This is a genomic window from Bradyrhizobium sp. UFLA06-06, from assembly GCF_054820065.1.
In genome coordinates this window covers 17,506-37,680 of record NZ_JADFUD010000041.1, presented here as the reverse complement: position 1 = coordinate 37,680, position 20,175 = coordinate 17,506, and the positions used below count along the sequence as shown (strand labels likewise).

At 65.3% G+C, this 20,175-nt stretch carries 17 protein-coding genes; 6 read left to right on the top strand and 11 right to left on the bottom strand.

Annotation, left to right across the window (positions count from 1 at the left end):
• The first annotated feature begins 474 nt into the window (after window positions 1–474).
• Both IF803_RS28750 and IF803_RS28745 read left to right on the top strand, forming a co-directional pair.
• The gene (locus IF803_RS28750) at window positions 475–2,091 is read left to right on the top strand and encodes an MDR family MFS transporter (protein WP_461194357.1); all 1,617 of its coding nucleotides are present in this window, start codon (window positions 475–477) and stop codon (window positions 2,089–2,091) included.
• A gap of 27 nt (window positions 2,092–2,118) precedes the next feature.
• Complete coding sequence (locus IF803_RS28745; protein ID WP_461194356.1) at window positions 2,119–2,577, top strand: carboxymuconolactone decarboxylase family protein; 459 nt, start codon at window positions 2,119–2,121, stop codon at window positions 2,575–2,577.
• A gap of 242 nt (window positions 2,578–2,819) precedes the next feature.
• On the opposite strand, the gene IF803_RS28740 is transcribed toward IF803_RS28745, so the two are convergent.
• The 7 genes from IF803_RS28740 to IF803_RS28710 form a co-directional block, all read right to left on the bottom strand.
• Complete coding sequence (locus tag IF803_RS28740; RefSeq protein WP_212058436.1) at window positions 2,820–3,680, bottom strand: D-amino-acid transaminase; 861 nt, start codon at window positions 3,678–3,680, stop codon at window positions 2,820–2,822.
• Window positions 3,681–3,861: 181 nt separating this feature from the next.
• A complete protein-coding gene (locus IF803_RS28735) occupies window positions 3,862–4,593 on the bottom strand; it encodes an amino acid ABC transporter ATP-binding protein (protein WP_028341150.1) in 732 nt (243 codons plus the stop codon).
• Window positions 4,594–4,784: 191 nt separating this feature from the next.
• A complete protein-coding gene (locus IF803_RS28730; RefSeq protein ID WP_028341151.1) occupies window positions 4,785–5,477 on the bottom strand; it encodes an amino acid ABC transporter permease in 693 nt (230 codons plus the stop codon).
• A 2-nt stretch (window positions 5,478–5,479) separates the two neighbouring features.
• Complete coding sequence (locus IF803_RS28725; protein WP_016845630.1) at window positions 5,480–6,211, bottom strand: amino acid ABC transporter permease; 732 nt, start codon at window positions 6,209–6,211, stop codon at window positions 5,480–5,482.
• A 154-nt stretch (window positions 6,212–6,365) separates the two neighbouring features.
• Window positions 6,366–7,283: an amino acid ABC transporter substrate-binding protein gene (locus IF803_RS28720; RefSeq protein WP_212058439.1), complete on the bottom strand. Its 918-nt coding sequence runs from the start codon at window positions 7,281–7,283 to the stop codon at window positions 6,366–6,368.
• 30 nt (window positions 7,284–7,313) lie between these two features.
• Window positions 7,314–8,177, bottom strand: a complete 864-nt coding sequence (locus IF803_RS28715) for an alpha/beta fold hydrolase (RefSeq protein ID WP_461194355.1) — start codon at window positions 8,175–8,177, stop codon at window positions 7,314–7,316.
• Window positions 8,174–8,590: a hypothetical protein gene (locus IF803_RS28710; RefSeq protein ID WP_461194354.1), complete on the bottom strand. Its 417-nt coding sequence runs from the start codon at window positions 8,588–8,590 to the stop codon at window positions 8,174–8,176. Before IF803_RS28710 ends, IF803_RS28715 begins: the two co-directional genes overlap by 4 nt.
• 379 nt (window positions 8,591–8,969) lie before the next feature.
• Between IF803_RS28710 and IF803_RS28705 the strand changes: the two genes are divergently transcribed.
• The 3 genes from IF803_RS28705 to IF803_RS28695 all read left to right on the top strand — a co-directional run bounded on the left by IF803_RS28705 (window position 8,970) and on the right by IF803_RS28695 (window position 12,087).
• On the top strand, window positions 8,970–9,935 hold the full coding sequence (locus tag IF803_RS28705; RefSeq protein ID WP_038384272.1) for a Bug family tripartite tricarboxylate transporter substrate binding protein: 966 nt from the start codon (window positions 8,970–8,972) through the stop codon (window positions 9,933–9,935).
• Between the two features lie 151 nt (window positions 9,936–10,086).
• Complete coding sequence (locus tag IF803_RS28700) at window positions 10,087–10,572, top strand: tripartite tricarboxylate transporter TctB family protein (RefSeq protein ID WP_016845625.1); 486 nt, start codon at window positions 10,087–10,089, stop codon at window positions 10,570–10,572.
• 6 nt (window positions 10,573–10,578) lie between these two features.
• A complete protein-coding gene (locus IF803_RS28695) occupies window positions 10,579–12,087 on the top strand; it encodes a tripartite tricarboxylate transporter permease (RefSeq protein ID WP_028341157.1) in 1,509 nt (502 codons plus the stop codon).
• 408 nt (window positions 12,088–12,495) lie between these two features.
• Here the strand turns inward: IF803_RS28695 and IF803_RS28690 are convergent, their stop codons facing one another.
• From IF803_RS28690 to IF803_RS28680, 3 genes are all read right to left on the bottom strand, one after another.
• Complete coding sequence (locus IF803_RS28690) at window positions 12,496–13,341, bottom strand: IclR family transcriptional regulator (RefSeq protein WP_051447909.1); 846 nt, start codon at window positions 13,339–13,341, stop codon at window positions 12,496–12,498.
• Between the two features lie 250 nt (window positions 13,342–13,591).
• Complete coding sequence (locus IF803_RS28685) at window positions 13,592–14,878, bottom strand: MFS transporter (RefSeq protein ID WP_461194352.1); 1,287 nt, start codon at window positions 14,876–14,878, stop codon at window positions 13,592–13,594.
• Between the two features lie 229 nt (window positions 14,879–15,107).
• Window positions 15,108–16,493: a M20 family metallopeptidase gene (locus tag IF803_RS28680; protein WP_461194350.1), complete on the bottom strand. Its 1,386-nt coding sequence runs from the start codon at window positions 16,491–16,493 to the stop codon at window positions 15,108–15,110.
• 238 nt (window positions 16,494–16,731) lie between these two features.
• Between IF803_RS28680 and IF803_RS28675 the strand changes: the two genes are divergently transcribed.
• Window positions 16,732–18,111: an LLM class flavin-dependent oxidoreductase gene (locus IF803_RS28675; protein WP_028341272.1), complete on the top strand. Its 1,380-nt coding sequence runs from the start codon at window positions 16,732–16,734 to the stop codon at window positions 18,109–18,111.
• A gap of 277 nt (window positions 18,112–18,388) precedes the next feature.
• Here the strand turns inward: IF803_RS28675 and IF803_RS28670 are convergent, their stop codons facing one another.
• Complete coding sequence (locus tag IF803_RS28670; RefSeq protein ID WP_461194349.1) at window positions 18,389–20,053, bottom strand: thiamine pyrophosphate-binding protein; 1,665 nt, start codon at window positions 20,051–20,053, stop codon at window positions 18,389–18,391.
• Window positions 20,054–20,175 lie beyond the last annotated feature (122 nt).

Genomic DNA, 20,175 nt, shown 5'->3' with positions numbered 1-20,175 from the left:
TTCTTCGACTGACCTCGCGCGATCGATCACCCACGCGGTGGTCGATCGCGTTTTGCCGTGCCCTTCTTCGCTCCGCGCACACCGGTGGAAGGGCTCCCTCCCCCCTTGCGGGGGAGGGTTGGGGAGAGGGGTGCCGCTTGTGCTGACGTCTGTTGGTAGCGGACGCTCCTGCTGAGAACGCGCACGGCAGCATTGAAGCAGTCTGCGCAAATCTTTGACGTCAGCGCCCTGGGCTTACCCCTCTCCCCACCCTCCCCCGCAAGGGGGGAGGGAGCTTGAGAGGCGTGCTCACCTCACCGGTCGTCATCATGCAGACCAAACGCTGCGCCGTGCCGCTGGCCGCAGCGCGGTCGCAGCCGCGCTTGCCGCCACCATCCGATTATCAACCTCTGCCTGACAATCCTTCCACTGTTTCCCGGATTATCGAAAAGCGCCGCCTAATCCATCTTGCGTGGGCCAGCAAGGACGACCCCGATGACCGCGCTCCAGCCCACCGCCAATGCAGCCGACGCTGCAAACCTCGCCGCTCCCACCACGCCGGCGACACCCGCGATCCAGACAAAGACCTGGATCGCGGTGATCGGGGCGACGCTCGGCGCGTTCATGGCGGTGCTCAACATCCAGATCGTCAATGCCTCGCTCGCCGATGTGCAGGGCGCGATCGGCGCCGGGATCGATGACGGCGGCTGGATCTCGACCTCCTACCTGATCGCCGAGATCGTGGTGATCCCGCTCTCCGGCTGGCTCGCGCAGGTGTTCTCGGTGCGCATCTATCTGCTCACCAACGCCGCCCTGTTCCTGGTGTTCTCGGCGGCGTGCGCGCTGGCGCAGGACCTGCCGCAGATGATCGCGCTGCGCGCGGTGCAGGGTTTCACCGGCGGCGTGCTGATCCCGATGGCGTTCACGCTGATCATCACGCTGCTGCCGAAGGCCAAGCAGCCGATCGGGCTCGCGCTGTTTGCGCTGTCGGCGACGTTCGCGCCGGCGATCGGCCCGACCATCGGCGGCTATCTCACCGAGAACTGGGGCTGGCAGTACATCTTCTATGTCAACCTGGTGCCCGGCGCGGTGATGATCGCGATGCTCTACATCTCGCTCGATCCGAGCCCGATGAAGCTGTCGCTGATCCGCCAGGGCGACTGGCTCGGCATCATCACCATGGCGATCGGGCTCGCCGCGCTGCAGACCGTGCTGGAGGAAGGCAATAAGGACGACTGGTTCGGCTCGCCCTTCATCGTCCGCCTGTCGGTGATCGCGGCCGTCGCGCTGGTCGCCTTCCTGATCGTCGAATTCACCGTCGAGAAGCCGCTGCTCAATCTGCGCCTGCTCGCCCGCCGCAATTTCGGCTTCGGCATGCTGGCCAACTTCCTGCTCGGCATCGCGCTGTACGGCTCGGTGTTCATCCTGCCGCAGTATCTGTCGCGCATCCAGGGCTACAACGCCGAGCAGATCGGCATGGTGCTGGCATGGACCGGGCTGCCGCAGCTGGTGCTGATCCCGCTGGTGCCGCGGCTGATGCAGCGCTTCGACCCCCGCATCATCATCGGCGTCGGCTTCGCGCTGTTCGCCGGCTCCAACTTCATGAACATCTTCATGACCAACGACTATGCCACCGACCAGCTGTTCTGGCCCAACATCGTCCGCGCCATCGGCCAGGCCCTGGTGATGGCGCCGTTGTCGGCGGTTGCGACCGCGGGCATCGAACTGGAGAATGCGGGCTCGGCCTCCGCGCTGTTCAACATGATGCGCAACCTCGGCGGCGCCGTCGGCATCGCCGTGCTGCAGACGCTGCTGACCAAGCGCGAGCAATATCATTCCAACGTGCTCATGCAGTCGGTCTCGCTGCTGGAACAGGCCACGCGGAACCGGATCGAGCAACTGACGCAGTATTTCATGAAGCACGGCGTCGCCGACCAGGCCACTGCCGCCCGCCGCGCAATCGCGGCGATCGGCAAGGTCGTGCAGAAGCAGGCCTACATCCTCGCCTTCAGTGATACCTTCTATCTGCTCGGCGTCGCGCTGATCATAGCACTCGCGGCGACACTCTTCCTGAAGAAACCGGGCCAGCTCGCTGGCGGCGGTGCGCACTAACCCCAACCACAACCAAGGAGAACGACCATGAAGCCCCGCATGAATTTCTACCAGGCCGCACCCGAGACCATCAAAGCGCTGGTCGCGGTGGAAAACCAGATCGCTGCGAGCGGCCTCGAGCAATCGCTGATCGAGCTGGTCAAGACCCGCGCCTCGCAGATCAACGGCTGCGCCTACTGCATCAACATGCACACCGAGGATGCCCGCAAGCACGGCGAGACCGAGCAGCGGCTCTATCTGCTCAACGCCTGGCGCGAGTCGCCGCTCTACAGCGAGCGCGAACGCGCGGCACTGGCCTGGACCGAAGCGTTGACGCTGGTTGCGGAGACGCACGCACCGGACGCCGACTACGAGGCGGTGCGCGCCCATTTCTCGGACAGCGAGCTGGTCAACCTGACGACGCTGATCGGCGCGATCAACGCCTGGAACCGGATCGCGATCGGCTTCCGCGCGGTGCATCCGGTGAAGGTGAAAGTGGCGGCGTGAGCAGCGCGGACGATCCATCCCCGTCATCCTGAGGAGCCTGCGCAGCAGGCGTCTCGAAGGATGCACGGCCACAGTCGGGCCGTCGACCCTTCGAGGGCCGCTGAAGAAGCGGCCACCTCAGGGTGACGGCGCCAAGGCGATGCGCAGACCGTAGGGTGGGTTAGCCGAAGGCGTAACCCACCATTCTCTCCGCGGTGAGCAAAGTTGGTGGGTTACGCTGCGCTAACCCACCCTAGGCAGGGTCAAACCGCCGTCGCGCGGGCGAACTCGATGTAGATCTCGCGCAGGCGGTCGGTGATCGGGCCGACCTTGCCGCCTCCGACCTTCTTGCCGTCGATCGCGACCACGCCCTGCACGAACACCGAGGCGCTGGTGATGAAGGCTTCCTTGGCGGCGAGCGCTTCCTCGACCGTGAAGGCGCGCTCCTCGATGCGCAGCTGGCGCTCCTCGGCGAGCTTGACCACCGCCTTGCGGGTGCAGCCGGGCAGGATCTCGTTGCCGTTCTGCCGGGTCACGATGACATCGTCCTGGGTGACGATGAAGGACGAGGACGAGCCGCCCTCGGTGACCTTGCCGTCCTCGATCATCCAGGCTTCGCCGGCGCCGGCCGCGGCGGCCGCCTGCTTGGCCAGCACCTGCGCCAGCAGCGCCACGCTCTTGATGTCGCGCCGCTCCCAGCGGATGTCCGGCACCGTGATGACGTTGATGCCGGTCTTGGCCGAGGGCGCGTTGATGATGTCCTTTTCCGAGGTGAACATCACGAGCGTCGGCTTGACGTCGGCCTTCGGGAACGCGAAGTCGCGGCCCTTGTCGGCGCCGCGGGTGACCTCGAGATAGACCATGCCGTTGACGAGGTCGTTGCGCGCAACCAGCTCCTTCTGGATCTCCTCGATCCGCTCCAGCGTCTCCGGCAGCGCGAGCTGGATCTCGCCGACCGAACGCTTGAGCCGCGCCAGATGCGAGGCGTTGTCGATCAGCTTGCCCTCGAGCACCGCCGCCACCTCGTAGATGCCGTCGGCGAACAGGAATCCGCGGTCGAACACCGAGACCTTGGCCTCCGAATGCGGCACGAACGAGCCGTTGACGTAAGCGATCTTTTCCACGCGAGTTCTCCTGCGGACGAAGGGGGTTTCAGGCCTTCGTATACGCAAATTGTTAACGGGGGAAAACCCTGTAGCCGTCGTCATTCCGAGGCGATGCGCAGCATCGAACCCGGAATCTCGAGATTCCGGGTTCGCCTCTTCGAGGCGCCCCGGAATGACGGGTGGAGAGGCGCCCTCTGCCTCAGTGCTGCAGGATCTTCGACAAGAACTTCTGCGCGCGGTCGCTGCGGGGCTTGCCGAAGAAGTCGGCCTTCTTGGCGTCCTCGACGATCTCGCCGCGGTCCATGAAGATGACGCGGTCGGCGACCTTGTTGGCGAAGCCCATTTCGTGGGTCACGACCATCATGGTCATGCCCTCGCCGGCGAGGTCGACCATCACGTCGAGCACCTCGCTGATCATTTCCGGGTCGAGCGCCGAGGTCGGCTCGTCGAACAGCATCGCGATCGGATCCATCGCCAACGCCCGCGCGATCGCGACGCGCTGCTGCTGGCCGCCGGACAACTCCGCCGGAAACTTTTTGGCATGATCCTTCAGCCCGACGCGCTCCAGAAGCTTCATGGCCTTGGCGGTGGCGTCCTCAGCCTTGCGGCCGAGCACCTTCTCCTGCGCGAGGCGGAGATTGTCGATGATCCGTAAGTGCGGAAACAGCTCGAAGTGCTGGAACACCATGCCGACGCGCGAGCGCAGCTTCGGCAGGTCGGTCTTGGGATCGTTGACCTTGACGCCGTCGAGCGTGATGTCGCCGCCCTGGATCGGCTCCAGCGCGTTGACGCATTTGATCAGGGTCGACTTGCCCGAGCCGGACGGACCGCAGACCACCACCACCTCGCCCTTGGCGACGCTGGTGGTGCAGTCCTTCAGCACCTGGAAGGACGGCCCGTACCATTTATTGACGTGGTTGATCTCGATCATGCGTGACTCAGGCGTTGCAGCGAGCGCGCTTCCACCACTCCCATCGGGAGAGGTCGGCGCGCAGCGCCGGGTGAGGGATTGCGGTCTATCGATGGAGCAAAACCCCTCACCCGGATCGCTGATGCGATCCGACCTCTCCCGATGGGAGAGGTGAAGGGGGCCGGGTCTCGAATGTTCGAAAGCATGACTGGCTACCGGACAATCGCAATGCGCGCCTGCAGGCGGCGAACGCCGTAGGACGCGATACAGGAAACGACGAAGTAGACCAGCGCGGCGAACAGGTACATTTCGACCAGGCGGCCGTCGCGCTGCGCGACCTTGCTGGCGGCGCCGAGGAAATCCGGGATCGACAGCACGTAGACCAGCGAGGTGTCCTGGAACAGCACGATGGTCTGCGTCAGCAGCACCGGCAGCATGTTGCGGAACGCCTGCGGCAGCACGACGTAGCGCATCGACTGCGCGTAGGTCAGGCCGAGCGCGCTGGCCGCGGCCGGCTGGCCCTTCGAGATCGACTGGATGCCGGCGCGCATGATCTCGGAGAAATACGCCGCCTCGAACGCGATGAAGGTGATCAGCGAGGAGGCGAAGGCGCCGACCGTGATCGGCCGCGACGCGCCGGTCAGCCACTGCCCGATATACGGCACCAGGAAGTAGAACCAGAAGATCACCAGCACCAGCGGCAGCGAGCGGATGAAGTCGACATAGAAGCCCGCGATGCGCCCGAGCACCTTGTAGCTCGACAGCCGCATCAAGGCGATCAGCGTGCCGAACACCAGGCCGCCGAACGCGGCGAGCGCGGTCAGGGTCAGCGTGAAGCGCATGCCCTCCAGGAACAGGTAGGGCAGCGAGCGGCGGATGACGTCGAAATCGAAACTGCCGATCATCGTCATTTGCCCGTGATGTAGCCGGGGATCGCGACATAGCGCTCGAGGAAGCGCATCGCGGTCACCACGACGAAATTGAGGAGCAGGTAGAGCACGGTCGCCGCCGTGAACGCCTCGAACACCTGGAACGAGAACTCCTGCATCGAGCGCGCCTGGCCGGTCAATTCGATCAGGCCGATCGTGATGGCGACCGCGCTGTTCTTGATGGTGTTGAGGAATTCGGAGGTCAGCGGCGGCAGGATGATGCGGAATGCCATCGGCAGCAGCACGTAGCGATAGGTCTGCACCGTGGTGAGGCCGAGCGCGGTCGAGGCCTGCTTCTGCCCGCGCGGCAGCGAGGTGATGCCGGCCTGCAATTGCACGGCGACGCGCGCCGACATGAAGAAGCCGACGCCGATCGCGGCGGTCCAGAACGGCGCGTTCGGCAGTTGCTTCAGCCACAGCCCGGCCGACCGCGGCAACAGTTCGGGCAGCACGAAGAACCACAGGAACAGCTGCACCAGCAGCGGCATGTTGCGGAAGAACTCGACCCAGCAGAAGCCAATCCACGACGCCGTCCGCGACGGCAGCGTGCGCAGTACGCCGATCACCGAGCCGGACACCAGCGCGATGATCCAGGCCAGCACCGACACCTTGATGGTGACCACCAGTCCCGCCAACAACAGGTCGAGATAGGTGCCGGTCCCCATCGGGTTCGGCTCAAGGAAGATGTGCCAGTTCCAATTGTAGTTCACAGGTCCCCCACGCGGCCGCGCCGGTCACGGCATTACGCCGGCATCGCGCGCGGCGTCCATGCAAATGTCCGGCCATTCTCCTCCAAAAATGGCCGGACATGCAAACTCTCAGGACCCGCCGCCGCGAGGCGGCAGGTCATACGCAGCAATGCGATCAGTTGACCAGATACGCATCCGGATCCGGTGAATCCGACGGCTTGGCAAGCTGCTTCTTCATCTCCGGCCCGAGCGGCACGTTGAGGTTCAGGCCCTTCGGCGGAATCTTCTGGTTGAACCACTTGTCGTAGATCTTCTGGCCCTCGGCGCTGGTGTAGAGCGCGGCGGTGGCGGCGTCGACGACCTTCTTGAACGGCGCGTCATCCTTGCGCAGCATGATGCCGTAGGGCTCGGGCTTGGAGAACGCGTCCTTGGAGATCACGTAGTCATCCGGCGACTTCGAGCCGGCGACGAGGCTCGCGAGCAGGATGTCGTCCATCACGAAGGCGACCGCGCGATCGGTCTCGACCATCAGGAAGGCCTCGGCATGATCCTTGGCCGGGATGATGTTGACGCTCAGCCCGCGCGCGAGGTTGGCCTCGGTGAGCTGCTTGATGTTGGTGGTGCCGGCGGTCGAGACCACCGTCTTGCCCTTCAGGTCGTCGATCGAATTGATCTTGCTCGCCTTCTTGGTGACGTAGCGGCTGGCGGTCAGGAAGTGGCTGTTGGTGAAGGAGACCTGCTTCTGGCGCTCGGCATTGTTGGTGGTCGAGCCGCATTCCAGGTCGACGGTGCCGTTGGCCATCAGCGGGATACGCGTCGCCGAGGTCACCGGGTTGAGCTTGACCTCGAGCTTGTCGAGCTTCAGCTCCTTCTTCACGGCATCGACGATCTTGTAGCAGATGTCCATGGCGTAGCCGATGGGCTTCTGGTTGTCGTCGAGATAGGAGAACGGGATCGAGGAATCGCGGTAGCCGAGCGTGATCGCGCCGGTGTCCTTGATGTTCTTCAGCGTGCCGGTCAGCTCCTGGGCTTGCGCCTGGCTCGCGCCGACCGCGGCGGCGAGCGCGAGGCCGATGAGATACTTGCGTGTCATACGTCTACTCCTTGCGTGGAAACGGTCGATTTACTGTGTGAGAATATCGGCGAGGACGGGTGCGATGTAGCGGCGAAACTGTTCCGGATTCTCGCTCATCGGAAAATGACCGAGCTTCTCCATGATCGTGACGCTGGCGCCCCCTATTGCCGCTGCGGTCCGCCTCGTGTCCTCGGGCGTGCAGGAGAAATCATACTCGCCCGTGAGGAGATAGAGCTTGCATACTTTAGTCTCGATTGACGCGACCCGGCCGCGCAGGTCGCCGTCGACACGGTAGAAATACAGATCGCCCTTGAACACGCCGGGGCCGCCCTGCTTGTAGGCCCACAGCGTTTCCATCCGCGCAGGCTCAGGGCTTTGCGGGGCGATCAGCCCGGACACCAGCGCGGCGCAGACTTCGCCGCCGTGAACGTCCGGCCGGTTCAGCCAGTTGGTGTCATACCACGGCGCCTGGAAATCGGCAGCCTCGAGCCCGATCAGCGCGCGGAACTCGGCGGCATATTCGATCGCAAGGTTAAGCACGATGCGGCCGCCGATCGAGCAGCCCATCACCACAGGCTTCTCCAGCCCCAACGCCCGACAGAAAGCGCGGATGGTCTCGGTGTAGCGCGCAGTGGTGAGTTGGTATTCATCGCCGGTCCAGCTCATCGGCGGATTCGACTTGCCATGCCAGGGCATATCGAAGGCAATGATGCGGAAATTTTCGGCAAATTGCGTATCCGCGAGCAGATGGCGCCATTGCCGCGCATCTGATCCCGCGGTGTGCAGGCAGACCAGCGGAATGCCCGTGCCGTTCTCCTCGAAATAGATGCGGTGCAGCTCGCCGCCGATCTCGACGTGCACGTAGCGGCCGACCATCGGCTCGATGTGGCCGTTCATGATCTTGCCGCTCATGATACGGCCGCCGCGAAATGCTGCCGCGGCAGCGCCAGCAGGTCCTTGAAGCATTGCAGATGCGCCATGAAGGGATGCAGGTCGCCTTCCAGCACCGCCTCGCCGCGCTTGGTCAGCGCCAACAGATCGTGCCAGCCGGGCTTCGGCTCGGCCTGCCAATAGGCGGCCCAGGCCTCCGGCGTCGCGCGATAGGAAAAGCGCCAGGAGCGCATCAGGACCGGCGACGGCGCAAGCTCGACGATGCGCCCGCTGCGGATCGCGGCATGAAACGGCCGCGCCATCGGGCCGATCAGGCAGTCGCAATCGAGCAGCCGCCCGCGCGCAACCAGCCGAGGGGCCTCGTCGAGCAATGCGGGAAGGCCGGCAAACGCCCTCGTCACAGCGTCGTCGGTGGCGTCAGGCGATGGCGTCATCTGTCGGGCGGCGTTCCTGCAACGGGCGGCGCCATGATGACGGCAAGCGCGCAATCCCGCAAGGCGCCGATGCCCTTGGGTTCCCTTCATTATTCGCTTGACCAAACCCGGCTTGCTGGTCAGGCGCGCGCACCCCGCGCCGTCCTCGCATGTTGCCGGGAACGGCCAAACCGTCAGACCAAATGCCGATTGAATTCCGCCGCTCGGCAGGTCGCGGCAGACCAATTGTCGCAGCCGGCGCTTCGAGCGCAATTCGCGCTTCCGTTGCCCGCCCCGTTCTGTCCAATGCGCCCTCGGTCCCAGCATGACGGGGACGATCATTGCCAACACCGAACAAGACGCGGCTGCGATCGAACGCGGCCACAAGGGAGAGATAGAGATGTCGCACCGCAATCGCTTGATGGTCCTGCTCGCCGCCGCCGGCATGCTGGTGTCGACAGCGGCGCTCGCGCAGGACTATCCGACCAAGCCGATCACGCTGATCGTGCCCTGGCCGGCGGGCGGCTCGACCGATATCTCGATGCGCGCGATCGCCGAGAGCGCCTCCAAGGTGCTGGGCCAGCCGATCGCGGTCGACAACAAGGCGGGCGGCGGCGGCACCGTGGGCCCCGCGACGATGGCCGCCGGCGCCAAGCCCGACGGCTACACCATCGCCCAGATCCCGATCACCGTGTTCCGCCTGCCCCTGATGCAGGAGGTGTCGTGGGATCCGGCGAAGGATTTCTCCTACATCATTCACCTCACCGGCTACACCTTCGGCGTCACCACCAACGCGGAGTCGCAGTTCAAGACCTGGCAGGACGTGGTCGATTTCGCCAAGAAGAACCCGGGCAAGGTGACCTATGCGACGCCCGGCACCGGCACCTCGCTGCATGTCGGCATGGAGCAGATCGCCCTGATGGCCGGGATCAAGCTGACCCAGGTGCCGTTCAAGGGCGGCGCCGAGACCAATGCCGCCGTGCTCGGCCAGCACACCATGCTGCAGGCGGATTCCACCGGCTGGCGGCCGCTGGTCGATGCCGGCAAGCTCCGCCTGTTGATGGTGTGGACCGGCGCGCGCTCGCCGAACTATCCCGACGTGCCGACGCTGAAGGAGCTCGGCTACCCCATGGTCTATGACTCGCCGTTCGGCATTGCCGGCCCCAAGGGCATGGACCCCAAGATCGTCGCCAAGCTGCACGACGCCTTCAAGAAGGCGATCGAGGACCCGGCGGTGATCGCGACCCTCGCCAAATACGACATGGTGCCGAACTACAAGAACACCGAGGACTACAAGAAGTTCGTGGGCGAGGTCACCGAGTCCGAGCGCAAGGTGATCGACACGCTCGGGCTGGCGAAGAAGTAGAGTTTAAGTCGCCACAAGCGCCGTCGTCATCCTGAGGTGCGAGCCGCCCTTGCGGCTCGCCTCGAAGGATGGAGCGGGGCACCGTCGCCCTTCGAGGGCGTCGCTTCGCGCCGCCACCTCAGGGTGACGGTGATTGAGAGCAACACAACACATGACAGACCAAACCAACGTCAAATTCCGTCTCAACAACTCCGAGCTCTGGGGCGGGCTGATCGGGCTCGGGCTCGGCGCCTTCGTGATCTGGTCGGGCCTCAAGCTCAAGCTCGGCACCATCAACGATCCCGGCTCCGGCTACGTGCTGTTCTACACCGGCATCCTGATGTGCGTGTTCGCGGCCTCGATCATGATCGCGGCGGTCACCGAGGGCGGCCCGACCTTCGCCTCGCGCTGGGAGAATGCGCGCTGGGGCAAGCCGGTGCTGGTCATCGTCTGCCTCACGGCGTTCGCCTTTGCGCTGGAACCGCTCGGCTTCCTGCTGTCGGCGATCCCGCTGATGCTGTTGCTGCTCCGCGTGATCGATCCGGTGCGCTGGTCGCTGGCGATCCCGCTGTCCATCCTTGCCCCGCTCGGAATGTGGTGGGTGCTGAAACACCTGCTCGCGATCCAGTTGCCGAGCGGCATCTTCGAGATCGGTTGAGCGCCCATGGATACTCTTGTCAACGTCGCCCACGGCCTCGGCGTCGCACTGCTGCCGATCAACCTGCTCTACTGCTTCATCGGCGTGTTCATCGGCACGCTGGTCGGCGTGCTGCCCGGCATCGGCCCGATCTCGGCGATGTCGCTGCTGCTGCCGGTGACGCTGTCAGGCACGCCGGAATCCGGCATCATCATGATGGCCGGCATCTATTACGGCTCGATGTATGGCGGCTCGACCACCTCGATCCTGGTCAACATCCCGGGCGAAGCGGCTTCCGTCGTCACCTGCATCGACGGCCACCAGATGGCCAAGCAGGGCCGCGCCGGCCCGGCGCTCGGCATCTCCGCCTTCGGCTCGTTCATCGCCGGCACCTTCGCGCTGATCGCCCTGATGCTGGTGGCGCCGTCGCTTGCCAGCGTCGCGATCGCGTTCGGGCCGGCCGAATATTTCAGCCTGATGGTGCTCGGCCTCGTGGTGCTCACCTTCCTCACCCAGGGCTCGATGGCCAAGGCGCTGTTGATGGCCTGCATCGGCGTCGTACTCGGCCTGGTCGGGCTCGACAGCATCACGGCGCAGCCGCGGCTGACCTTCGGCCGCCTCGAGCTGATCGACGGCATCGGCCTTGTGCCGGTCGTGATGGGCCTGTTCGGCGTCGCCGAGGTGCTGCTCAACACCGAGCAGGCGATCAAGCGCGACATCATCAAGACCAGGATCAACCAATTGCTGCCGAGCAAGGAGGACTGGAAGGCCAGCGCCGGGCCGGTGGCGCGCGGCACGGTGCTCGGCTTCTTCCTCGGAATCCTGCCCGGCGGCGGCGCCGTGGTGGCATCGTTCGCCTCCTACGCGCTGGAGAAGCGGCTCTCGAAGCATCCGGAGCGCTTCGGCCATGGCGCCATCGAGGGCGTCGCGGGGCCGGAATCGGCCAACAATTCCGCGGCCGGCGGCGCCTTCATTCCGCTGATGACGCTCGGCATCCCGCCGAACGTGGTGATGGCGCTGCTGCTCGGCGCCTTCGTGATCCACGGCCTGCAGCCGGGACCGCTGATGATCTCGCAGAACCCGACGCTGTTCTGGGGCATCGTCGCCAGCATGTATATCGGCAACCTGATGCTGCTGGTCCTCAACCTGCCGATGATCGGCATGTGGGTGCAGCTGCTGCGGCTGCCCTACAACGTGCTGTTCCCGCTGATCATCCTGTTCACGATCATCGGCGTCTACTGCTCCAGCAACAACGTGTTCGACGTCCACGTCATGATCGCGTTCGGCGTGATCGGCTATTTCATGCGCAAGCTCGGCTACGAGCCGGCGCCACTGGTGCTTGCCTTCGTGCTCGGGCCGATGCTGGAGAACAATCTGCGCAAGTCGCTGATCCTCTCGCAGGGCGATCTCATGACCTTCGTGGAGCGGCCGATCTCGGCGATCTGCCTCGCTTTCGCGCTGGTGCTGCTGGTCGGCCCGCTGCTGCCCTCGCTGCGCAAGAAGCGCGAGCTGGTGGCGCTGGACGAGGGGGCGTAGCGCGCGACGAGAGGGAGTTGAGTCGCATCAAGTCGGTGGTGCGCCGCCCCTCTCCCGCTTGCGGGCAGGGCTATCGCATTTCGTGGCGGTGCCCTCGTGGCCATCCTTCGAGACGCCCGCCTTCGGCGGGCTCCTCAGGATGAGGTCTTGTTTTGCGGCACAATAGTAGACCCTCATGGTGAGGAGCGCCGCTTGCGGCGCGTCTCGAACCACGAGGCCCAGCACTTGCGCGGTCGCCAAGGGCATATGCGATAACCCTGCGCTTGCGGGGGAGGGTTGGGGTGGGGGTGTCTCCACGAGTCATATCGTGGATAGAGCCCCCACCCGCCGCGCTACGCGCGTCGACCTAAGAGCGAGCTTCGCTCGTCTCGACCCCGCAAGCGGGAGAGGTGAAGCAAAAAAGCGGCCTCAACCCATCTTCGCCGCGCGTCCGTTCTTCGGCGCCTGGGCCAGCGCGCGGGCCAGCACCTGGGCTTCCTTCTTCAGCATGTCGGCGAGTTCGCCTTCGCGGCGGCGGATGCGGTCGGACGCGGCGCCGATCGAGAGCGCGGCCACCACCTCGCCGGCATCGTCGCGGACCGGCACGCCGACGCCGCCCATGCCGGGAAACGCGGCGTCGATCAGCACGGTGTGGCCGGCCTTGCGCGCCATGGCGATCCGCTCGCGCAGGAACTTTGGCGTGATGCGCGGCGATTTTGCCAGCCGCGGCACGATCACCTCGATCACAGCCTCGATCTCGGCATCCGGCAGCCAGACCAGCAGCGCCAGCGCACCGGCGCCGACGCCGAGCGGACGGCGGCTGCCGATCTGCAGATAGTTCGGCTGCAGCGGATGGTTGCCGACCGAGCGCGCCAGATAAAGCGCCTCGACACCGGAGCGCACCGACAGCAGCGCCGTATCGGCCGAGCGCTCCGACAGCCGGAGCAGGCTCGGCTGCGCCAGCTCGGCGATGTCGACCGAACGGCGCGCGCCGACCGCCATCACCCGCGCCTCCTGGCCGAGCTCATAGGTCTTGGCGCCGGCGACGCGGCTGACGAAGCCTTCCTCGATCAGCGAGTTGAGGATGCGCAGCGCAGTCGCCTTGTTCAGCGAGGTGGTGTCGGCGATGTCGGTGAGCCGCAGCGGCGAGCGCTGCGCCAGCACGCGCAGGATCGCGCAGACCTTCTGGATCGCGTTGAACTTGTCGGGTTGGCCCGGCTCCGGCGGTGGCCTCTTGCGGCTGGTCCGTGCGGTCGCAGTCGTTGAGGCGTTCATGCCCTGGCCTTCCTTGCCGTCAATTCCAAATCCTGAACCGGGCACGACGAAGAGACGCGCCCGGCCGACATCATCCTAGGACGGATGACGTGCGCCGGACACCGTATACTTTCGTCAGATGAAACTTTGATTTCGACTATCTACGCTGCTGTGCAACAATAAGGATATTTGAATTTCGCATCACGAAATCTGATGCGGTTAGCATGATCCTTTCGAAAGAAAACCGCTTCGCACTTTTTCGGATCATGCGCTACGCCAGCCGCAGCCTGCGGATCGTGAACAGCGCACAGAGGCTGAGGATGCAGACCGCGGTGAGATAGTAGCCCGGCGCGAGCTCGCCGATCGCCGCGAAGCCGCCCAGCCAGGTCATGATCGCCGGCCCCATGCCGCCGAACAATGTGACACCGATATTGTAGCTGAGACCGAGCCCGGTCGCACGCGTCGCCGCCGGAAACAGTTCCGACATCAGCGCGGCCAGCGGCCCGTAATACAGCGACTTGAGGACGCCGAGCCAGAGCACGCCGATCAGGATGATCATCGGCGTCGGCTTGCCGGTGAGCAAGAGGAAGGCCGGGAAGATCGACACCAGCAGCAACAGCGCGAACAGGATCATGTGGGTGGTGCGTCCGATCTTGTCGGAGACCATGCCTGCGATCGGCGCCAGCAGCGCAACGGCGGTCTGCGCGGCGAACGAGGCGATGAAGCCGACCGACGGCGCGAGCTTGAGCGTCTTCACCACATAGGTCGGCATGTAGACGATCAGATAGTTGACCGCGGTCGACACCGCGAGCGCGCCGATCGCAAGCGTCGTGGCGAACTTCTGCCGCGCGAACACTTCCCTGACCGGCGATTCCTGCTTCGCCGCCGGCGGCGGCGTTGCGTCGTCGACATGGTTGCGGATGTAGATGCCGACCGGGCCGATCAAGACGCCGAACAGGAACGGCAGCCGCCAGCCCCAGGACTGCAAATCCTCCGGGCTCATCAACGAGGTCAGCAGCGCACCGAAGCCGGCGCCGAGCAGGCCGCTGACGCCTTGGCTCGCGAACTGCCAGCTCGCCACGAAGCCGCGCCGCTCCGGCATGTGCTCGACCAGGAACGCGGTCGAGGAGCCGAACTCGCCGCCGGCGGAAAAGCCCTGCACCAGCCGCGCCAGCAGCACCGCGATCGGCGCCAGGATGCCGATGGTCTGATAGGTCGGCATCAGCGCCAGCACCAGCGTGCCGAACGTCATCAGCACGATCGACAGCATCAGCGAGGCCTTGCGGCCGTGACGGTCGGCATAGGCGCCGAGCACGACGCCGCCGATCGGGCGGATCAGAAACGACAGGCCAAAGCTGCCGAAAGTCAGGAGCAGCGAGGTGGTCGGATCATTGGCCGGGAAGAACGCCTTCGAGAGATACACCGCGAAATAGGCGTAGACCGAGATGTCGTACCATTCGAGCGCATTGCCGACCGAAGTCGCGACGATCAGGCGGGTGATGTTTTTCTTGTCGACCGCTGTCGTGTGCTGAGCGTCGGCCGAAGTCGATAGTGTCATTACATTTTCCTTGCCGGTGAAGGCACCAGCTTTTCAACTCGAAATGGCCGGCTTGACCCGGCCATCCACGTCTTCCCCGTCATCCCCGCGCAAAGGCTTCGCCTTTGTCGCTGGAGGTGCGAGCTCTTGCGAGCCTCGAAGGATGCACGGCCCCGCTGGTGGCCGTCGATCCTTCGAGACGCCGCTTCGCGGCTCCTCAGGATGACGGGGAAAATGCGCGCTTAGCTCCTCACCCCTTGTGCTTTGCCTCGCCGAGATCCCAGAACAGGCCGGCCATGATGGTCAGCGCCTCCTCGGTCACCGGCAGCAGGATGTGCTCGTCGGGGGCGTGCTGCGAGCAGCCCGGATAGGAATGCGGCACCCAGATCGTCGGCAGGCCGAGGCCTTCGGAGAACACGTCGTTCGGCAGCGAGCCGCCAAAGTTCGGCAGCACCGCCGGCGCCTTGCCGGTGGTGGCGCGGATCGAGTTCGCCGCCCAGTCGATCCACGGGCTGTCCATGTCGGTGCGCGAGGCGGCAAAGCGCTGCGTGCCCGAGACCTCGACCATCGGGAAACCGTTGTTGTGCAGATAATCCCGCACCGCGTCGATCACCTCGAGATGCCGGGTGCCGACGACGAAGCGAAGCTGCAGCACCGCATTGGCCTTGCCGGGAATCGCGTTGGCGGGCTTTTCGATATTGCCCGACGACATCGCGAGCACTTCCAGCGTGTTCCAGGCATAGAGCCGCTCCGCCGCCGTCAGGCCCTCCTCGCCCCAGTCTTCCGCCAGCGCCGGTTCGTCCGCGGTCGGCTTGACCTCGACGTCGGCGAGCGCGGCGCGGACGCGGTTGGAGATCGGCGGGGGTTTCAGGATATCGAGCTTCATGCGGCCCTTTCCGTCGACCAAACTCGCGATCGCGCTCGCCAGGATCGTGGCCGGATTGGCGAGCACGCCGCCCCAATTGCCGGAATGATTGCCGCCCTCGCGCAGATTGACGTCGAGATGGATCCGGTTGCCGCCGCGGCAGCCGAGGAAGATGGTCGGCCGCTCCGCCGACAGCCGCGGCCCGTCCGAGGCAATGAACAGGTCTGCCTTCAGCTCCTCGCGATGCGCCTCGCAGACCTCGCGCAGATCGGGCGAGCCGATCTCCTCGCCGGTCTCGATGATGAACTTGGCGTTGAAGCCGAGCTTGCCGCCGCGCGCCTGCTTCACCGCGCGCAGCGCCGCCATGTTGATCGAATGCTGGCCCTTGTTGTCGGCGGTGCCGCGGCCATAGACGCGCTCGCCCTTGACCGTGGTCTGCCAGGGATTGAGCCCGTCGCGCCATTCGCCGACCATGCCGTCGACGACGTCGCCGTGGCCATAGGTCAGCACGGTCGGCCGCGAAGCGTCTTCCTGGTAGTCGGCAATCAGATAGGGTCCGCGGCCGGTCGGCGACTCGATCAGCCGGGTCTTGAAATCGAGCTCGGCGAAGGCCGGCTGCAGATTCTCCACCAGATAGGCGCGCAGCGCATCGGCCTTGTCGGCATTCAGGCTCTCGGTCTGGTAGCCGACCCTTTGGTCCAGTTCTTTCAAAAACTGTCCCGATTGAAAATGCTCTCGCACCTTTGCGATTGCGTCGGCCCGTGTCGCCATGATTGTTCCTTCGTCCGGTCGCGTCTTGGCATGATCCCACCGGAACGCCACGCTTTGCGTCCCGATCATGCTTCTGGAGAGGCGCAACCTATCGGGATCGGCTCGCGACCGGAAGGGCGTGAAATGCGAATGGGCCTTGCCAAAACGTGGGAAGTCGCAACAAGTTGATGCGGGACGCCCGGCATCGACCGGGCAGCAATCGAAGCGGCGCGCAAGGTTTCGACCAAGGTTTTCGACAATGACAAAACAAATCCGGCTCAACGCCTTTGCCATGAACTGCGTGGCGCATCAGTCGCCGGGGCTGTGGACCCATCCGCGCGATCGCACCAAGGACTACAACAAGCTGTCCTACTGGACCGATCTGGCGAAGACGCTGGAGCGCGGCCGGTTCGACGGGCTGTTCCTCGCCGACGTGCTCGGCGTCTACGACGTCTATGCCAATAGTCCGGATGCGGCGCTGCGCAACGCGGCGCAGACCCCGGCCAACGAACCGTTGATGCTGATCCCGGCGATGGCCGCGGTGACGGAAAATCTCGGCTTCGGCGTCACCAGCAATCTCTCCTTCGAGCCGCCCTACCCGTTCGCGCGGCGGATGTCGACACTCGATCACCTCACCGGCGGCCGCGTCGGCTGGAACGTGGTGACCGGCTATCTCGATTCCGCCGCGCGCGGTGCCGGCAAGGACAAGCAGACCGCGCATGACGACCGCTACGAGCTCGCCGACGAATATATGGAGCTGGTCTACAAGCTCTGGGAAGGCAGCTGGGAGGACGACGCCGCGATCCGCGACGTCACGCGCGGCATCTTCACCGATCCGAGCAAGGTGCATCCGGTACACCATGACGGCAACAACTACCGGCTCAACGCGATCCATCTCTCCGAGCCGTCGCCGCAGCGCACGCCGGTGCTCTATCAGGCCGGCACCTCGCCGCGCGGGCGGCAATTCGCCGCCGAGCACGCCGAATGCGTGTTCATGTCGGGACCGTCAGCCAAGGTGATCGGCCCGCGGGTGTCGGCGATCCGCGAGCTCGCCGCCGAGAAAGGCCGCAACGCCGCCGAGATCCTGATGTTCTCGATGATGTGCATTGTGGTGGCGCCGACCGAAGCCGAGGCGAAAGCGAAATACGCCGAGTATCGCAGCCACATCAGCCATGAGGGCGCGCTGGCGCTGATGTCGGGCTGGACCGGCGTCGACTTCTCGACCTACTCGCTCGACCAGGAGGTGCGGCACGTGCAGAACGATGCCGGCCGCTCCGCGATGGACAACGTCACCCGCGCCGATCCCGACCGGGTTTGGACCGTGCGCGAGGTCGCCGAGCATGTCGGCATCGGCGGCGCCGGCCCCGTGGTGGTCGGCTCGCCGGAGCAGGTCGCCGACAAGATCGAGCAATGGTTCGAGGACACCGACGTCGACGGCCTCAACGTCGCGTTTGCGATCTCGCCCGGCGATTTCGAGGACATCGCCGACATGCTGGTGCCGGAGCTCGTCAAGCGCGGCCGCTACAAGCGCGAGTATGCGAAGGGCACCTTGCGCGAGAAGCTGTTCGGCGGAGGGCGTGCGAGGCTGGACGCGACGCATCCGGCGACCCGGTATCGGGTGAAGAAGACGACGACGTAGCCACCCCCCGTCATTGCGAGCCACCCGGTCGGCGCGAAGCGCCGCCGGATGACAGGCTCCGCGAAGCAATCCATAGCTCCGCGTGTGAGGAACGATGGATTGCTTCGTCGCTCCGCTCCTCGCAATGACGGGGTACCCACATCTGCCGTCCCGTCATCCTGAGGAGCGCGAAGCGCGTCTCGAAGGATCGACGGCCACCGGCCGGGCCGTGCATCCTTCGAGGCTCGCTCCGCTCGCACCTCAGGATGACGGTGAGAGGTGAGCGCATCGTGAAAAGTCAATTCACCGCATTGCTCACCACCACCTCGATCAGCTTAGCGCCCGGGCGGCTGAACGCCGACTTCATCGCGCCCTTCAGCTCCTGCGGGTCGGTGACCTTGATCGCCTCGAGCCCGAGCGAGCGTGCGAGGGCGGTGAAGTCGACCGGCGGGTCGATGAAATCCATGCCGACATAATTGTCATCGCCGTGGAAGGCGAGCAGGCGCTGCTTGATGATGCGGTAGCCGCCATTGTTGACGATGACGAAGTTGAGCGGCAGCTTGTGATTGGCTGCGGTCCACAGCGACTGGATCGAATACATCGACGAGCCGTCGCCGGAATAGCACACCACCGGGCGCTGCGGATTGGCGAGGCTGACGCCGACCGCGGCCGGCAGGCCCCAGCCGATGCCGCCGGAGGCCAGCGCGTGATAGCCGTAGCGGTCGCGATGCGGCCGCAAGCCAATGATCTGACGCGACGAAGTCAGACCCTCGTCGACCAGGATCGCGTCGTCGGGCATCGCCTCCACGACCTGCAACGCGAGCCAGTCCGGATCGATCGGCGAGGTCTGGCTCGCCTTCGAGATCTGTTCGACCCGCGCCTTGCGCTTCGCCACCCAGTTCTTGGTCGACAGCGCCGCGAGTCCCTGCCTGGCACGCGTCTCCAGCGCGCCGCCGCCGGCCTCCTTCAACGCAGGAACCAGCGCGCGCAGCGTTTCCTTGACGTCCGCCTTCACCGCGATCTCGGCGCCGTAGTTCCTGGCGAGGTCGCTGTCGACCAGCCCGACCTGCACGATCGAGAGCCCGTCCGGCAGCGGATCGACCTCGCTGTAAACAGACATCCGCAGCGGATCGCCGCCGAGTGCGATCAACAGATCATGCGGCGCCAGCACGTCGCGCGCGACCTTCTGCAGCCGCGCGATCGCGCCCATGAAGCTCGGGCTTTCGGACAGGAAGTGCGAACCATAGGGCGTCGGCGACTGCCAGGCCGGGCAGCCCAGCGTCTCGGCAAGATCGGCCGCCTCGCGCAGCGCATCGCTTTTCACGATCTCGTCGCCGACGACGATCACCGGTCGCTCGGCTTTCAGGATGCGCGCGGCCAGCGCCTTAAGCGACTCCTCCGACGGCCTCACCCGTGTGTCGATCCGGGTGGAGCGGCCGAGCTCGATGCCGGCTTCGGAATTGAGGATGTCGCCGGGCAGCGAGATGAACACCGGCCCGGTCGGCGGCGTGGTCGCGATCTTGGCGGCGCGGCGCACGATGCGCGGCAGGTCTTCGAGGCGCGTCACCTCGACCGCCCATTTCACCAGCGGCGTCGCCATCTGCACCAGCGGGCCATAGAGCACCGGTTCAGTCAAACCATGGCCCTGTTCCTGCTGCCCGGCGGTGAGGATCAGCGGCGTGCCGGTGAAGCTGGCATTGTAGAGCGAGCCCATCGCGTTGCCGAGGCCAGGCGCGACATGGACGTTGCAGGCGACCAGCTTGCCGGAGGCGCGGCTGAAGCCGTCGGCCATCGCGACCACCAGGCTCTCCTGCATCGCCATCACATAGGTGAGATCGGGATGGTCCTTCAGCGCGTGCATGATCGGCAGTTCGGTGGTGCCAGGGTTGCCGAACAGATGGGTGACGCCCTCATCCTTCAGCAGCGCCAAAAATGCCGAGCGGCCGGTAATGCGATTTTTCATGTTCCCTCCAGGCCCGTCGGCGCGTTGGCCGACGGGCATCAAGGGAGATGACCAAACTTGCGCAGCTGGGGCAATCGAGCCGCCGGTCATGGCCGCATTCCGCAGGCGCGCGCCTGAGGTGA

Bases quoted from the DNA above. Each gene is read 5' to 3' on its own strand.
- IF803_RS28750 (WP_461194357.1), top strand. From the start codon at position 475: ATGACCGCGCTCCAGCCCACCGCCAATGCAGCCGACGCTGCAAACCTC.
- IF803_RS28745 (WP_461194356.1), top strand. From the start codon at position 2,119: ATGAAGCCCCGCATGAATTTCTACCAGGCCGCACCCGAGACCATCAAA.
- IF803_RS28735 (WP_028341150.1), bottom strand. From the start codon at position 4,593: ATGATCGAGATCAACCACGTCAATAAATGGTACGGGCCGTCCTTCCAG.
- IF803_RS28730 (WP_028341151.1), bottom strand. From the start codon at position 5,477: ATGATCGGCAGTTTCGATTTCGACGTCATCCGCCGCTCGCTGCCCTAC.
- IF803_RS28720 (WP_212058439.1), bottom strand. From the start codon at position 7,283: ATGACACGCAAGTATCTCATCGGCCTCGCGCTCGCCGCCGCGGTCGGC.
- IF803_RS28715 (WP_461194355.1), bottom strand. From the start codon at position 8,177: ATGAGCGGCAAGATCATGAACGGCCACATCGAGCCGATGGTCGGCCGC.
- IF803_RS28710 (WP_461194354.1), bottom strand. From the start codon at position 8,590: ATGACGCCATCGCCTGACGCCACCGACGACGCTGTGACGAGGGCGTTT.
- IF803_RS28705 (WP_038384272.1), top strand. From the start codon at position 8,970: ATGTCGCACCGCAATCGCTTGATGGTCCTGCTCGCCGCCGCCGGCATG.
- IF803_RS28700 (WP_016845625.1), top strand. From the start codon at position 10,087: ATGACAGACCAAACCAACGTCAAATTCCGTCTCAACAACTCCGAGCTC.
- IF803_RS28695 (WP_028341157.1), top strand. From the start codon at position 10,579: ATGGATACTCTTGTCAACGTCGCCCACGGCCTCGGCGTCGCACTGCTG.
- IF803_RS28690 (WP_051447909.1), bottom strand. From the start codon at position 13,341: ATGAACGCCTCAACGACTGCGACCGCACGGACCAGCCGCAAGAGGCCA.
- IF803_RS28685 (WP_461194352.1), bottom strand. From the start codon at position 14,878: ATGACACTATCGACTTCGGCCGACGCTCAGCACACGACAGCGGTCGAC.
- IF803_RS28680 (WP_461194350.1), bottom strand. From the start codon at position 16,493: ATGGCGACACGGGCCGACGCAATCGCAAAGGTGCGAGAGCATTTTCAA.
- IF803_RS28675 (WP_028341272.1), top strand. From the start codon at position 16,732: ATGACAAAACAAATCCGGCTCAACGCCTTTGCCATGAACTGCGTGGCG.
- IF803_RS28670 (WP_461194349.1), bottom strand. From the start codon at position 20,053: ATGAAAAATCGCATTACCGGCCGCTCGGCATTTTTGGCGCTGCTGAAG.